Annotated in this window: 13 protein-coding genes and 1 other RNA gene; 4 read left to right on the top strand and 10 right to left on the bottom strand. The window is 69.3% G+C overall.

The genetic code is table 11. The features are described 5' to 3' along the window. Window positions 1–112 precede the first annotated feature (112 nt). The 9 genes from ACO073_RS12125 to ACO073_RS12165 all read right to left on the bottom strand — a co-directional run bounded on the left by ACO073_RS12125 (window position 113) and on the right by ACO073_RS12165 (window position 7605). Complete coding sequence (locus ACO073_RS12125; protein ID WP_421997662.1) at window positions 113–847, bottom strand: arginyltransferase; 735 nt, start codon at window positions 845–847, stop codon at window positions 113–115. Window positions 848–926: 79 nt separating this feature from the next. Then, on the bottom strand, window positions 927–1529 hold the full coding sequence (locus tag ACO073_RS12130; protein ID WP_421997663.1) for a DUF4126 domain-containing protein: 603 nt from the start codon (window positions 1527–1529) through the stop codon (window positions 927–929). Between the two features lie 14 nt (window positions 1530–1543). Next, window positions 1544–2137: a recombination mediator RecR gene (gene recR, locus ACO073_RS12135; RefSeq protein ID WP_421997665.1), complete on the bottom strand. Its 594-nt coding sequence runs from the start codon at window positions 2135–2137 to the stop codon at window positions 1544–1546. An 87-nt stretch (window positions 2138–2224) separates the two neighbouring features. Continuing rightward, window positions 2225–2554: a YbaB/EbfC family nucleoid-associated protein gene (locus tag ACO073_RS12140; protein WP_421997666.1), complete on the bottom strand. Its 330-nt coding sequence runs from the start codon at window positions 2552–2554 to the stop codon at window positions 2225–2227. Window positions 2555–2616: 62 nt separating this feature from the next. Further along, the gene (locus ACO073_RS12145) at window positions 2617–3267 is read right to left on the bottom strand and encodes a LysE family translocator (protein WP_421997667.1); all 651 of its coding nucleotides are present in this window, start codon (window positions 3265–3267) and stop codon (window positions 2617–2619) included. Then, complete coding sequence (locus tag ACO073_RS12150) at window positions 3267–5099, bottom strand: DNA polymerase III subunit gamma/tau (RefSeq protein WP_422002127.1); 1833 nt, start codon at window positions 5097–5099, stop codon at window positions 3267–3269. Before ACO073_RS12150 ends, ACO073_RS12145 begins: the two co-directional genes overlap by 1 nt. A 7-nt stretch (window positions 5100–5106) precedes the next feature. Further along, an RNA gene (ffs, locus tag ACO073_RS12155) (signal recognition particle sRNA small type) lies at window positions 5107–5201 on the bottom strand. Window positions 5202–5375: 174 nt separating this feature from the next. Next, window positions 5376–6107 (bottom strand): SDR family NAD(P)-dependent oxidoreductase, encoded by a 732-nt coding sequence (locus ACO073_RS12160; protein ID WP_421997668.1) that lies wholly within the window; start codon window positions 6105–6107, stop codon window positions 5376–5378. A gap of 16 nt (window positions 6108–6123) precedes the next feature. Continuing rightward, window positions 6124–7605, bottom strand: coding sequence for a hypothetical protein (locus ACO073_RS12165; RefSeq protein ID WP_421997670.1), 1482 nt, complete (start codon window positions 7603–7605; stop codon window positions 6124–6126). A gap of 157 nt (window positions 7606–7762) precedes the next feature. Here ACO073_RS12165 and ACO073_RS12170 point away from each other — a divergent pair, with 157 nt between their 5' ends. Both ACO073_RS12170 and ACO073_RS12175 read left to right on the top strand, forming a co-directional pair. Beyond that, on the top strand, window positions 7763–8224 hold the full coding sequence (locus tag ACO073_RS12170) for a hypothetical protein (RefSeq protein WP_421997671.1): 462 nt from the start codon (window positions 7763–7765) through the stop codon (window positions 8222–8224). A 290-nt stretch (window positions 8225–8514) separates the two neighbouring features. Continuing rightward, a complete protein-coding gene (locus tag ACO073_RS12175; protein ID WP_421997673.1) occupies window positions 8515–9816 on the top strand; it encodes an ABC transporter substrate-binding protein in 1302 nt (433 codons plus the stop codon). A gap of 94 nt (window positions 9817–9910) precedes the next feature. Here the strand turns inward: ACO073_RS12175 and ACO073_RS12180 are convergent, their stop codons facing one another. Beyond that, the gene (locus tag ACO073_RS12180) at window positions 9911–10852 is read right to left on the bottom strand and encodes a DUF4396 domain-containing protein (protein WP_421997675.1); all 942 of its coding nucleotides are present in this window, start codon (window positions 10850–10852) and stop codon (window positions 9911–9913) included. Between the two features lie 188 nt (window positions 10853–11040). Here ACO073_RS12180 and ACO073_RS12185 point away from each other — a divergent pair, with 188 nt between their 5' ends. Both ACO073_RS12185 and ACO073_RS12190 read left to right on the top strand, forming a co-directional pair. After that, window positions 11041–12066: a CobW family GTP-binding protein gene (locus ACO073_RS12185; RefSeq protein ID WP_421997676.1), complete on the top strand. Its 1026-nt coding sequence runs from the start codon at window positions 11041–11043 to the stop codon at window positions 12064–12066. Then, the gene (locus ACO073_RS12190; protein WP_421997677.1) at window positions 12066–13487 is read left to right on the top strand and encodes a dihydroorotase; all 1422 of its coding nucleotides are present in this window, start codon (window positions 12066–12068) and stop codon (window positions 13485–13487) included. The genes ACO073_RS12185 and ACO073_RS12190 overlap by 1 nt, the downstream gene beginning before the upstream one ends. The last annotated feature ends 80 nt before the right edge of the window (window positions 13488–13567 follow it).

Below are 13567 nucleotides of genomic sequence, written 5' to 3' on the forward strand. Positions count from 1 at the left end.
TTTACTTATCGCCCCCAGGGAGCGGGCCTACATACAGGGAGTCGATGAAGGCGGCCAGCGCCATCGTCGGGCGATGTCGGGCAGGATCCCTCGCGGCGGCGCAGCCATCGCCTCAGGCCGCGGGAAGCTCCATCCAGCCCTCGGGGCCGAAGAACTCGAGCGGCCGGAAGGCGCGCTTGTAGGCCATCTTGCTGGAATCGGCGATCCAGTAGCCGAGATACACGTAGGGCAGGCCCCGCCGGGCCGCGGCGTCGGTCAGCCAGAGGATCATGTGCGTGCCGAGTCCGCGGCGCGGATCCTGCGGATCGAAGAAGCTGTAGACGGCCGACACGCCGCTCGCCAGCCAGTCGACCAGGCAGGCGCCCACGAGGCGCCCGTCGGCCGAATCCTCGCGGAACTCGACGATGGCCGTCTCGACCGGGCTCTCCTCGACCATGGCGCGGTAGTCGTCGAAGTCCATGTCGGCCATGTCGCCGTCGCGATGGCGCGCCATGACGTAGCGCGAGAACAGGCTGTACTGCTCGCCTGTGGCGAGGGCCTGGGTCTCGACGGCATGCACGTGCTCGTTGAGCCGCATGATGCGGCGCTGCGCCCGGCTGGGCTCGAAATCGCGGACCCGGATGCGCACCGGCACGCAGGCGCGGCAGCCTTCGCACAGGGGCTTGTAGACGAAGTGGTGCGAGCGCCGGAAACCGGCGTCGGTCAGCGTGTCGTGCTGCGAGATCGCGTCCGGTCCGCTGAGCTCGGTGACGAGCTTCGTCTCCAGGCGATGCGGCAGATACGGGCAGCGCATCGCCGGCGTGGTGCGAAAGAATCGCAGGGTCTGGACGTTCTGGCGGATGAACATGTTTCAGGTCGAGTGTAGCGTGTCGTCCGGCGAAGGAAAGAACCGGGTTTGTCGACGAAGGTCGATAGCCGTTCTCAATTCAGGGCCTTTGCCTCTGTCGCACCATCCGGCGAAACGGGACGAGCGCCAGGCGCACCAGTTTGGGCAGAAGCCAGACGAGCAGCGCGACGAACAGCGCCAGCAAGCACAGAAAAGTGATCGGATGGGCGATCGCGAGCGCCAGTCCGCCGACGACGCCGACATCCTCCGCCAGCGACGCCGCGACATTGCTGAACGGCTCGGGCGAGGTGTTGATGAGGGCGCGGGTGCCGGTCTTGGCGACGTGGGTGCCCGCCGCCAGCGTGCCGCCGAGCAGGCCGGCAATGATCGCGACCTCGGGGCTGAGCCCGGCCGCCGCGCCGTAGGCCAGCAGCGCGCCGGCCGGCACGCGGACGACGGTCTGCAGCATGTCGTTGATACTGTCGACGTAGGGCACCTTGTCGGCGAGGAAGTTGAGCGCGAACAGCACCGCCGCGACGCCCAGGACCCACGGCGAGGCCAGCACGTGCAGGTCGCTCGGCAGGTCGACCAGCCCGAGGCGCTGCACGGCGCCCAGCACGAGGACCGCGGCATAGGCGTTGAGACCGCTGGCCCAGCCGGCGCCCAGCGCCACGGCGAGCGTGGCGAGCGTCTCGGCGCTCATGGCGCCTCCGGCCGCTAGAGGGCCCGCCGCGCCTTGAGCGCGGTGGCCAGCGTGCCGTCGTCCAGCCAGTCGAGCTCGCCGCCCACCGGCACGCCGTGGGCGAGGCGGCTGATCGGAACGCCGAGGGCCGACAGCCGCTCGGCGAGGTAATGGGCGGTGGTCTGGCCGTCGACGGTGGCGTTGGTGGCCAGGATCACCTCGCGCACGCCGCCGGCCGCGACCCGGCTCACCAGGGTGGCGATGTTGAGCTCGTCCGGACCGATGCCGTCCAGCGCCGACAGCGAGCCGCCCAGCACGTGATAGCGGCCCGAGAAGATGCGGCCGCGTTCCATCGCCCACAGGTCGCCCACGTCCTCGACGACGCAGACCAGGCCGGCGTCCCGGCTGTCATCGGCGCAGATCGAGCAGGGCACGACCGTGTCGAGATTGCCGCAGACCGTGCAGGCGCGGATCGCCCGCGCGGCGTCGGCCAGGGCCGTTCCCAGGGGCTGCATGAGGGTCTCGCGCTTCTTCAGCAGATGCAGCGCCACCCGCCGCGCCGACCGCGGCCCGAGCCCCGGGAGCCGGCCCAGCAGCTGGATCAGGCGCTCGATCTCGGGACCGTTCATGGCGAAGTCTTGCGGACCGCGGGCCTCCAGGCCCGCTCATGGAGGTGGGCCTGGAAGCCCGCGGTCCAATGAGACGAAGCCATGGCTCTAGAGCTTGAAGCCCGGCGGCAGGGGCAGGCCGCCGGTGATGGTGCGCATCTGCTCCTGCACCGTCTGCTCGACCTTGGTGCGGGCGTCGTTGGCGGCGGCCACGATCAGGTCCTCGACCACGCCCTTGTCGGCGGGCACGAACAGCGAGGCATCGATCTCGACCTTGCGCGTCTCGTTCTTGCCGTTGACCGTCACCTTGACGAGGCCGGCACCCGAGGATCCCACGATCTCGAGCCGCTCGAGCTGCGCCTGCAGCTCCTGCATCTTCTGTTGCATCGCCTGCGCCTGCTGCATCAGGCCGCCCAGGTCCTTGAGCTTGTCGAACATCAGTTACCTGCCAGATTGGCCCTGTAAGACAAGGGCTCGGGTGAGAGCTGTGCCAACGTCGCCTAGCTCGCGGGGCGTTTCGCCAAGGCGAGGCCGAAGCCCAGCGCTGCCATGAGCGCGCCGGACGCTTCCCGCAGGCGACATATCAAGTATGGCCGTGCCGCCGCACCTTGCCGAATCCGGTTTGCGGCCAGAGCCACCACGATGTCGGCAAGCGTGTTGAGGGAGACCGAAATGAAGCCAAGGACCACGAACTGCAGCGCAACGCTGCCGCTCGCCGGGTCGACGAACTGCGGAATGAACGCGAGGAAGAAGGCCGCGGTCTTTGGATTCAGTGCCTCGATCAGAACGCCTTCTCGAAAGGCGCGGCGGGGGCCCATCGGTGGGGCCGCGCCGTCGCCCCTCGAGGCGGCTGCCGCATCCCGGCGGGCGGCCCGAAACGTGCGAACGCCGATCCAGACAAGATAGGCTGCTCCGATCAGCTTGAGGATCGTGAACAGCTCGGCGCTTGCCAGCACGATTGCCGATACGCCCAGGCTCCCGGCGACGACGTGGAACATTCCGCCCACGCCCGTGCCGAAGCTCGATGCGACGCCTTCGGCGCGCCCGCCTGCCAGGGTTCGGGCCGCCACATAGAAGATCCCCGGACCCGGGGTCATGGCCAGAAGCAGGGCGGCAGCGACGTAAACGGTCAGCTGAGTAGGATCGACCATCAGTACTCGCTTTCCGGAATGTCGTCGTCGGCGGGATAGTCGTCCATGGCGGGCGGCTCGTCGGCGGGGCCGACCAGGTCCGACACCAGGGACGATCGGTCGCCCTTGCGCCGCACGGCATCGAGCCGGGCGCCGGGGAACGTCTTCAGGATCGCCTGCACCATCGGGTTGCTTTCGGCCTGGCTGCGCAGCTCGTCGCCCTTCGTGGCCTTCTGCTCGCTCAGGGTCGGCTTGCCGGGGGCCGAGGAGACCGAAGCGATCCAGCGCCGGCCCGTCCACTGGCTCAGCAGCTCGCTCAGCCGAGCCGCGAGGTCGGGCGGCGCCTTGGGCTGCGGGCGGAACTCGATCAGCCCCGGCTCGCAGCGCACCTCGTGGACATGGTGCATCAGATGATGGACCAGGCGCGCCTCGCGCCGCGCCTCGAACAGCGCCACGACCTCGGTGAAGGAGCGCGGCGCTGGCGCGGCTGCGGCAGGCTGGGCCGCCGCCGCGGCCACGGGCTGGGGCGCGAGCCGCGCCGCCGCTCCGCCGCCGCCGCCGCCGCCGCGCGGTGCCGGGACGGAGGGTTGCGCCGCCGCCGGGGCGCCGCCGTTCTGCAGCGCCTTCAGGGCGTCGGACGGGGCCGGAAGGTCGGCGACGTAGCACAGGCGGATCAGGGCCATCTCGGCGGCGCGCAGCGGCGAGGGGGCCGTCAGCGTCTCCTGCAGGCCCTTCAGCAGCAGGGTCCAGGCCCGCGTCAGCGAAGCCATCGTGAGCTTGCCGGCCATCGCCAGTCCCTGGGCGCGGGCGCTGTCGGCTGAGGCCGCGGCGGCGTCCGGCGCCACCTTCAGGCGGGTCACCCAGTGGGTCAGCTCCAGCAGGTCCTGCAGCACGACCACCGGGTCGGCGCCCGAATCGTGCATCTCGCCCAGCGCCTCGACCACGCCCGCGGCGTCGCCGCGCATCGTCTTCTCGAACAGGTCGAGCACGCGGCCACGGTCGGCCAGACCCAGCATGTCGCGCACCTGGGCGGCGTCGACCACGCCGCCGCCGTGGGCGATCGCCTGGTCGAGCATGGAGAGCCCGTCGCGCACCGAGCCGTCGGCGGCCCGGGCGAGCAGGGTCAGGGCCTCGGGCGAGATCTCGACCTTCTCGGTCTCGGCGATCCGGCCGAAATGCTCGATCAGCACCTGCTGCGGCACGCGCTTGAGATCGAAGCGCTGGCAGCGGCTCAGCACCGTCACCGGGACCTTGCGGATCTCGGTGGTGGCAAACAGGAACTTCACGTGCGGCGGCGGCTCCTCCAGCGTCTTCAGCAGCGCGTTGAAGGCCTTGTCCGACAGCATGTGGACTTCGTCGATGATGTAGACCTTGTAGCGGGCCGAGACCGGGCGATAGCGCACGCCCTCGATCAGCTCGCGCACGTCGTCGATGCCGGTGCGCGAGGCGGCGTCCATCTCGATCACGTCGACATGGCGGTCCTCGGTGATCGCCTTGCAGTTCTCGCAGACGCCGCAGGGATCGACCGTCGGGCCTCCGGTACCGTCGGCGCCCGTGCAGTTCAGCGCGCGGGCGATGATGCGGGCGGTCGTCGTCTTGCCGACGCCGCGCACGCCGGTGAGCATGAAGGCATGCGCGATGCGGCCGGTCGCGATGGCATTGCGCAGGGTGCGCACCATGGCTTCCTGGCCGACCAGCGTGGTGAAGTCGACGGGGCGGTATTTGCGGGCCAGTACCCGATAGGGAAGCGTGTCCTGGGCTTCCGGCATGGCGACATCCCGCTCGTTGCCGCGGCCCCTGGCGCCCGGCGGTCGTCGCGCCCGGCTGGCGGCCCGCCGCGGCGGCAGACGCAGGCGAACCGGTGAGGGACCGGCATGACCCGAAGCGAATTCGTTACGGCTGCTTCCTTCCGGATCTGACCGGGTTGGCGACTGCTCCGCCCACACCGGCCCCTCGACTTTCTTATATCAGGAGTCCGGCGCCTCCGCGCAAGGCCGGCGCGGCCTTGTGAGCGGTTCGCGCGGGCCGGGCTGTTGAAAAGGCCAGTTACCCCGGAAATCCACCGTTTTGTCCCCGGAAATCCGCAGGAGGCGCGCAACCATGGTCACAATTGCCGCGTACGGCCGGCCTCAGTGGGCGAAGTTGCGCATGCCGCCGTCGACCGGGATGACGGTGCCCGTGATGTAGCCGGCGGCGGACGAGGCGAGGAAGGCCACGAGATGGGCCACGTCCGCAGGCTCGCCGAAATGGCCCGCCGGGATGTTGCGCTCGATGAAGGCCCGGCGCGATTCCTCGGTGGGATGGAGCTTCTCCAGGATCTGCTCGCTGTTGATGCGGCCGGGCTGGATCGAGTTCACCGTCACCCCGTCGGCCGCCACGTCGCAGGCCAGCCCCTTGGCCCACAGGTGCAGGGCCGCCTTGGCGGCGACGGCGGCGTTCAGCCCGCGCGGCTCCATCGTGCCGGTGATGTTGACGATTCGCCCCCACCGCCGCTGGCGCATCGCCGGCAGCAGCGCGATCGAGAGCCGGCGCGCCGAGGTGAAGTTGAGCGCCATGGCTTCTTCCCAGAAGGCCTCGTCGGCATCGACCGTGGTCGGGCGCGAGCCGCCGGCGCAGTTCACCAGGATGTCGACCGGGCCGAGCGCGGCGGTCGCCTCCCGGGCGAGGCGCTCGAGGTCGGCCACCGCGGTGACGTCGCCGGCCAGCGCGGTCAGGTTGGCGTGCGGCGCGATGCGCTCGACCCGCCGCGCCGTGGCGGCGACGCGCACGCCCTGGTCGGCCAGCAGGCGGGCGATGCCGGCGCCGATGCCGGCGCTGGCACCCGTGACGAGAGCCGTGCGGCCCTTCAGTTCGTAGTCCATGACGGGCGGCGACCGCTCAGGTGCCGCGGCTCGGCACCACCGCGATGTCGACGGACGGGCGCAGTCCGGCGCAGACCTTCAGCACGTCGTGGATGTTGCTCTTCAGGAACTTGTCGAAAGGAGTCTCGTCCTTGACCGCGCCCTCGTCGAGGGCGGCGTAGGCCTGCTGCTTCAGGATGTAGTCGAAGCGCGCGGCCCACTTGCGGGCGCCCAGCCGCGCCGTGGTCGAGCAGTTGTCGACCATGAACGACACGCCCTTGTAGTCCATGTAGGGGTTGAGCGAATCGACGGCCTCGATGATCGATTCGTTGGCGATCTCGGAATAGGGGTGGCCGCGATCCTTGAGCAGGTCGACCTGGGCCATCATGCAGGCCATGTAGACGCCGGCGGTCTCGGGGTTGATCGGGGCATAGTTGCGCTCGCTGTTGGCGCGCACCTTCTCGCCGACGACCCACATGTCGGTGCCGTCGATCTTGCCCATCGGATAGGTGCCGTGGCGGCGCGTCGCCTGGATGACGCTCTTCACCTCGTTGCCCGAGGCGACGTCGTCGTAGATCTCCTCGAGGATCTCGCGGCAGGGATGGTAGGAGGCGTTGTAGGCCTTGCGGAAGGCCGCCTTCTCCTTGTCGTCGAGCTGCTCGTAGACGGCCTTGAGGCCGGAGCGCGAGATGGTCTTGCTGATCGGCCCGGTGATCGACTCCGAGGTGTTGAGATAGGCGTCGTCCTTGCCCATCCCCTGGCCGACATAGCGGGCGTACAGGCTCTCGGCGATGCCGTGCACGGCGCCCAGCAGGATGCCGCGCTCGCCGAAGATGTCGGACTTGTACTCGGATTCGAGCGTGGTCTCGAACGTGTAGGGCGAGCCCAGCGCCACCGACCAGCCGAGCGCATAGTCGGTCGCCTTGCCGTTGACGTCCTGGTGCACCGCGAAGGAGGCGTTGATGCCGGCGCCGTTGACCTCGCGGCCCTGCTCGTAGAGCCGGCGCACCGACGGGCCCATGCCCTTGGGGCAGACGGCGATGACGTTGATGTCCTTGGGGAAGTCCTCGCCGCGCGCCTGCAGGTGCGACAGCAGGAAGCCGTGGCTCAACCCGAGCGTCGTGCCGGGGCGGAAGGCGGCGAAGATCTCCTTGTAGTTCTCGGCGAAGGCGGCGTCGGAGATCAGCAGCAGCGACATGTCGCTCTCGCGGATCACGTCGTACATCTCGCCCAGCGTGCCGTTCGCCTTGGTGAAGCCGACGGCCTCGGCCTCCTTCATCGACGACGAGCCCTCGCGCAGCCCGACCTTGACCTTGATGCCGGTGCCCTCCAGCGATTCGCGCAGGTTCTGGGCCTGGGCCGGACCCTGCGAGGACCAGCCGATGACGCCGATCTGCTTGATCCCCTCGAACGCCTTGGGCAGCAGCGGGAAGAGGTGCCGGCCGCCGGCGACGATGGTCTCCTCGCGGTCGGCCATCTTGACGACGCGGGTTTCGAACACCTTGGAGGTGAAGCTCATCGGACTGATCCTCGGTCTTGGACGGATTTTGTTGCTGCCGTGCTGGTAGAACGACAGGGGGGCGGAGTTAAGCACGCGCGTGGTCGCAGCACCATGGCGCCTCTTGCCGCCGATGCGGGGCGCGCTACAGTCGCGGGCCGCTCTCGTGAGGAATTCCATGGCCGCCCGCAAGAAGAAGACCGCTTCGAAGAAACCCGCCGCCCGCAAGGCCGCTAAGAAAAGGGCCGCCGCAAAGAAGCTGCCGGCCCGCAAGGCCGCGAAGCCCCCCGCCCGAAAGGCCGCGACCCGGAAGAAAGCCCCGAAGGCGGCCGGCAAGAAGGTCGCGGCCCGGAAGGCCGCGAAGCTGGCAACCCGGCGTCCGGCGCCCAAGGGCAAGGTGACGAAGCGGAAGGTGGCCCGGAAGGTCGCGCCCGCCCGGCTGCCGATGGCGCCGCCGGCCGTCACGGCGCTCGACGAGCGCATCGCCCTCGTCCGCGCCAACCTGCGCGAGCTGGTCGAGATGGCCGCCGGGTCGGCCGGCGCGGCCAGCGAGGAGCTGATGTCCCAGCGCATCACCGAGCAGGAAGAGAAGCTGCGCGAGCTGACGCAGCAGCGCGACGAGGCCGCGAAGCAAGGCTGACGCCGCCGTCCGGCGGGACGCTACCCAGGGTGCTACCCCCGCACCGGCCGGACCGGGCCATGACCGCCGAATGGGGCTGCGGCCCCGTCCGGATCGGGCTAGACTGTCTCCACGTTTTCACGACGAGCGTTGTCCTCCGGGTTCTCGGCTGGACACTCCGGCTCCTGCGCCCGGTGGTGGTGCGTAGCGAAACGTAAAGTTGGCCGCGATTCCTCGACGCGCCGTTGGCGCGCGTCCAGGCACGCGTCGTTCCAGCATCTCGAAAACGATACAACTGACCGGAGGAAACCATGGCTCGCATTGCGCGGCGTCGCGTTCTCACCCTGTCGGCATCCGGCGGCCTGGCCGCCATCCTGGCCAGCGGCCGCGGTCCGGCGCTGGCCCAGGACAAGACCGTCCACTGGCTGCGTTGGGCCGACTTCGTGCCGGCGTCCGACGTGCTGCTCAAGGGACCGATCACCGAGGAATGCAAGAAAGCCACCGGCATCACGCTCCGGCTCGAGACCGTGAACGCCAACGACCTGCAATCGCGCATCACGTCGGGAATCCAGTCGGGCACCGGCGCCGACGTCATCATGGCGTTCGGCAACTGGCCGCAGCTCTATGCCGAGAGCCTGGCCGATGCCGGCGACGTCGCCGAGGAGATCGCCGCCGCGCAGGGCGGCTACTACGACGTCTCCCGGCTGGTGGCGACGGTTCGCAACAAGTGGATCGGCGTGCCGTGGACGACCGGCGGCGGCCTCATCGCCTACCGCAAGTCCTGGCTGGAGGAGGTGGGATACAAGTCCTTCCCCGACACCTGGGAGACGTTCCGCGACGCCGGCCGCAAGCTCAAGGCCAAGGGACGGCCGATCGGGCAGACGGCCGGCCACACGTTCGGCGACGCGCCCGGCTGGTGGTATCCCTTCCTCTGGTCGTTCGGCGGCAAGGAAGTCGATGCCGACGGCAAGACCGTGCTCAACAGCAAGGAGACGGTGGAGTCGATCAAGCTCGCGGTCGCGCTCTGGAAGGAGACGATGGACGAGGGCGGTCTCGCCTGGGACGACACCAACAACAACCGGGCCTTCCTGTCGCAGACGATCAGCGCCACCAACAACGGCGCCTCGATCTACATCGAGGCCAAGAAGAAGCCCAAGACCTACCTGACCGAGAAGGGCACGCCGATGTTCGAGGACATCAGGCATGCCCCGATCCCCAAGGGAGCGGCCGGCCAGTTCAACCTGCCGGGCGTCTTCACCGACATGATCATGGGCTACTCCAAGAACCAGCCGGCGGCGAAGGAGTTCCTGCGCTGGGTCCATTCCAAGCCGGTCTACGACCAGTGGTTCACCTCGCAGCAGGGCTACACGTCGGGCGCCACCAAGGACTGGGCCAAGCACGCCGTTTGGGACGTCGATCCGGTGCTGAAGCCGTTCAAGGACCTGCCGGCGTTCGGCCGGCTCGCCGGCTATGCCGGCCCGCCCGACCGCCGGTCGGCCGAGGTGATCAGCAAGTACATCATCGTCGACATGTACGCCAAGGCGATCCAGGGCATGCCGGCCGAGGAGGCGGCGAAGTGGGCCCACGGAGAATGCGCCAAGGTCTACGTCTGACGCGATGCGCCCCCTTCCCCGTGCATGGCGCGCGGGGAAGGGGGCGGCTCATGGGAGCGCGGACCTGGAGGTCCGCGCTCCGATCCCTTGTCGTCTACGCCCAGAGCGCGATCGCGAGGCCGATGGCCAGGGCGATGAACGACAGGACCGTCATCACCGGCAGCGGCGGTCGCGGCTTGTGACCGGCTTCCATGGACATGTGGGACATGCGGCCTCCGCCTTGCGAGGCGTGGCCACCGGAGTGATGGCCGCCGGTCGCCGAGCGCCCCATGTCCATTCCGGCGCCGCCCATGTCCATTCCGGCTCCGCCGTGCGCCATGGCGGCCGGCGCCGACGCGGGGCGCACCGTCATCATGCCGTGCTTGAGATGGTTGGCGACCAGCCACCAGTTCATCGGATAGGCGATGACGAAGCCCACGAGCAGGCCCATCGACATCACGAACCAGAAGCGCGGCGAGGTCGGATCGCCGGCGGCCTCGACGTACCGGCGCAGGATCATCACCGTGGGGATCATGCCGGCCATCAGGAGGTTCATCGACAGAAGCTCGGAGAGGAAGGTGCTCCTGAGCGCGCGCGTGTAGGAGCCGCCGGCCATGTCGCGCATGAACAGGGCCTGGAAGATCGGCCAGCCGAAGGCGAAACCCAGGAAATATTCCAGGCCAGCTTCGGCGAGGCCGGTGATGCCGAACACGCTTGCGATCACGGCGCCGGCGATGATGCCGATGCCGTCGCCCGCCACGCAGTGCATCGCCGAGCCGAGCGTCTGGCGCCATTGCGCCGCCGTGTACTGCTCGTGCGTGCCGGGCAGGGGCTCGCGGCAGCCGAGAACGTAGAGGAAGGCGCCGATCACGCCGGTGTAGGCGGTCAGCAGCACGAAGCCCCACTTCATCACCGGCGATTCCGGTGTCGTCCGGATGTCGATGACGACGAACAGCAGGGAGGCCGCGGTGAGCAGGAACCACAGCAACATCACGCCGTCCAGCATCGGCTCCTCCTCGATGGCGTGCGCGATGCCGAGGGGGTCGCGATCGGCCACTGGTTGCGGCTTGCCCGATCCCGATTGTCCTAGGGGATTCGCCGCGATGCTTCAATCCGGCGACGCAGGCGAGCGCCTTCCGCGCGATGTGCCGGCGTCTGTCCAAGGTCGTCCTGCGATCGTATAGTCCGGTGCATCCCGGTCGGCCCGCATCGGCGGTTCCGGCGCCCGATGACGCGAAGCCAGCCGTGAACCGTCCCCTTGCCAACCCGACCGAGGTCCCGCCGGAGCCGATCCCGCTTTCGGTGCTGACCGGCTTCCTCGGCAGCGGCAAGACCACGCTCCTGTCGCGCGTGCTGGGCGTTCCCGACCTCAGGGACACCGCCGTCCTGATCAGCGAGTTCGGCGCGGTCGCCCTCGACCATCAACTGCTCGACGCCACGGTCGACGATGTGGTCGAGCTGCCCAACGGCTGCACCTGCTGCGCCGTGCGACAGGGTCTGGCCGAATCCTTCTATCGTCTCCTGCGGTCGCGCCAGGCGTCCGGCCGGCCGCCGTTCCGGCGCATCGCGCTCGAAACCAGCGGTCTCGCCGATCCTGCGCCCACGCTCTACACGCTCTCGGCCGACGCCTTCCTCGAAGCCTCGCTGCGCCTCGACCGCGTCGTGACCACGGTCGATGCCGTGCTGGGCGAGGCCACGCTCGACCGCTACCCGGAGGCCGTCGCGCAGGCGGCGGTGGCCGATCTTTTGCTTCTGACCAAGACAGACATGACGCCCGTCCCGGAGAGCCTCGTGCAGCGGCTGGCGGCGCTGAACCCGCTGGCGCCCATCGCCGACGCCCGCGAGGCGGCGCCGGAGGCGCTGCTGTTCGGCGGCGCGCCGCGCGCGCTGCCGCGGCCGCGTCCCATCGCTTCGGTAGTGCATGCCCACGGCATCCGCTCCCTGTCGATCGCCCTGCGGCGGCCGATGACGCGCCTCGCCTTCGCGAGGGCGCTGGGCGGCCTCGCCCGCGACCATGGCGAGAAGCTGCTGCGGGTGAAGGGCCTGGTCGACTTCTCGGACCGGCCGTCAGGGCCGGAGAGCAGCGGGCCGGCCGCCATCCACGCCGTGCAGCACACGCTCTACCCGCCGCGCTGGCTGGCGCGCTGGCCCGACGGCGACCGCACCAGCCGCCTCGTCTTCATCGTGCGCGATCTCGAGCCGGACGAGATCCTGGACCGCTTCGCCGAGGGCGAGCCGGCCCGCCTCGAGTCTCCGGCAGGAGTGACCTGATGCTCGATCTCGCCATTACCGGCGGCACCTGCGTGCTGCCGACCGGAACCCAGCCCGCCGACATCGGCGTCAAGGACGGACGTATCGCCCTGGTCGGCGCGCCGGGCTCGCTGCCCGAGGCGGCGCGCACCGCGTCGGCCAAGGACCGGCTGGTCATCCCGGGCGGCATCGACCCGCACATCCATTGCTCGATGCCGGTCAAGGCGCCGGGCCGGCCCGACGTGCTCACCGATCCGCCCTCGCAGGTCAGCAAGGCGGCGCTGCACGGCGGCACCACGACTCTGCTCGACTTCGTGCAGTGCGTGCACGACCGTACCATCCAGGACTCGATCGAGGCGACGCAGGCGCACTGGAAGGAGTCGTGCTACTGCGACTACGGCTTCCATCTCACCCTTATGGGCGAGGTGCCGACCCCGCATTTCGGCCAGCTCGCCGACGCGATGCAGGACGGCCATGCCAGCATCAAGATCTTCACCACCAACATCCGACCGGGGAACCTCGGCCGCATGGTGCCGCACGGCCACATCTGGGAGGCGCTGAAGGTCGTGGCGGGAGCGGGCGGTATCGCCTGCATCCATGCCGAGGACAACGACATCGTGATGTTCATGTACGAGAAGCTGATGCGCGAGAATCGCGTCGGCTTCGAGCACATGGCCGAAGTCCACAACACGCTCTCCGAGGAGCTGAGCTTCAACCGCGTGATCCGGCTGGCCGAGAACGTCGAGGGCGCGGCGCTCTACATGGTGCACGTCTCGGCCGCGACCGGCGTCGCCGCGCTGGAAGCCTCACGGGCCCGCGGCTTCCCGATGTATGGCGAGACCCTCCACCAGTACCTCCTGTACAACGCCGAGGACTACAAGCGGCCGGGCGGGCAGATGTTCCACACCTATCCGTCGCTCAAGTATCCGGAGGACCAGAAGCGGCTGTGGGAGGCGACCAACCGCGGCGCCATCCAGGTCATCGCCACCGACGAGCTGTGCTGCCCGCTGCGCGTCAAGCTGCAGGGCAGTCGGATCGACGACACGACCGGCGGCAACTCCGGCGTCGAGCCGCGCGTCGGCCTGATGTACACCAACATGGTCACGAAGCGCGGCTACTCGGCCGCGCATTTCGTCGACATGGTGTCGAGCAACGCCGCCCGCATCATGGGCCTCTACCCGCGCAAGGGCGCGCTGGCCGCCGGTTCCGACGCCGACATCGTGCTGCTGCAGACCGGGATCGAGAAGACGATCACGGCCGCCGATCTGCACGAGACCGACTACACGCCCTGGGAGGGCCACGTCGTGACGGCCTGGCCGACCACGACCATCCTGCGCGGCAACGTCGTCGTCGAGGACGGCGCCTTCAGCGGCGACCTGAAGCACGGGCAGTTCCTGAAGAGGAAGGTTGCCGACGAGATCCGCAGCCGGCCGGCTGTTTAGGTCCAGCAATCGCTGTCATCCCGAGCGCAGCGAGGGACCTTTAGGTATCAGGAAAGGTCCCTCGCTGCGCTCGGGATGAC

The sequence above is a fragment of the Reyranella sp. genome (assembly GCF_965229815.1).
Taxonomy (GTDB): Bacteria; Pseudomonadota; Alphaproteobacteria; order Reyranellales; family Reyranellaceae; genus Reyranella.

Bases quoted from the DNA above. Each gene is read 5' to 3' on its own strand.
- ACO073_RS12140 (WP_421997666.1), bottom strand. From the start codon at position 2,554: ATGTTCGACAAGCTCAAGGACCTGGGCGGCCTGATGCAGCAGGCGCAG.
- ACO073_RS12175 (WP_421997673.1), top strand. From the start codon at position 8,515: ATGGCTCGCATTGCGCGGCGTCGCGTTCTCACCCTGTCGGCATCCGGC.
- ACO073_RS12145 (WP_421997667.1), bottom strand. From the start codon at position 3,267: ATGGTCGATCCTACTCAGCTGACCGTTTACGTCGCTGCCGCCCTGCTT.
- ACO073_RS12125 (WP_421997662.1), bottom strand. From the start codon at position 847: ATGTTCATCCGCCAGAACGTCCAGACCCTGCGATTCTTTCGCACCACG.
- ACO073_RS12170 (WP_421997671.1), top strand. From the start codon at position 7,763: ATGGCCGCCCGCAAGAAGAAGACCGCTTCGAAGAAACCCGCCGCCCGC.
- ACO073_RS12130 (WP_421997663.1), bottom strand. From the start codon at position 1,529: ATGAGCGCCGAGACGCTCGCCACGCTCGCCGTGGCGCTGGGCGCCGGC.
- ACO073_RS12190 (WP_421997677.1), top strand. From the start codon at position 12,066: ATGCTCGATCTCGCCATTACCGGCGGCACCTGCGTGCTGCCGACCGGA.
- recR (WP_421997665.1), bottom strand. From the start codon at position 2,137: ATGAACGGTCCCGAGATCGAGCGCCTGATCCAGCTGCTGGGCCGGCTC.
- ACO073_RS12160 (WP_421997668.1), bottom strand. From the start codon at position 6,107: ATGGACTACGAACTGAAGGGCCGCACGGCTCTCGTCACGGGTGCCAGC.
- ACO073_RS12165 (WP_421997670.1), bottom strand. From the start codon at position 7,605: ATGAGCTTCACCTCCAAGGTGTTCGAAACCCGCGTCGTCAAGATGGCC.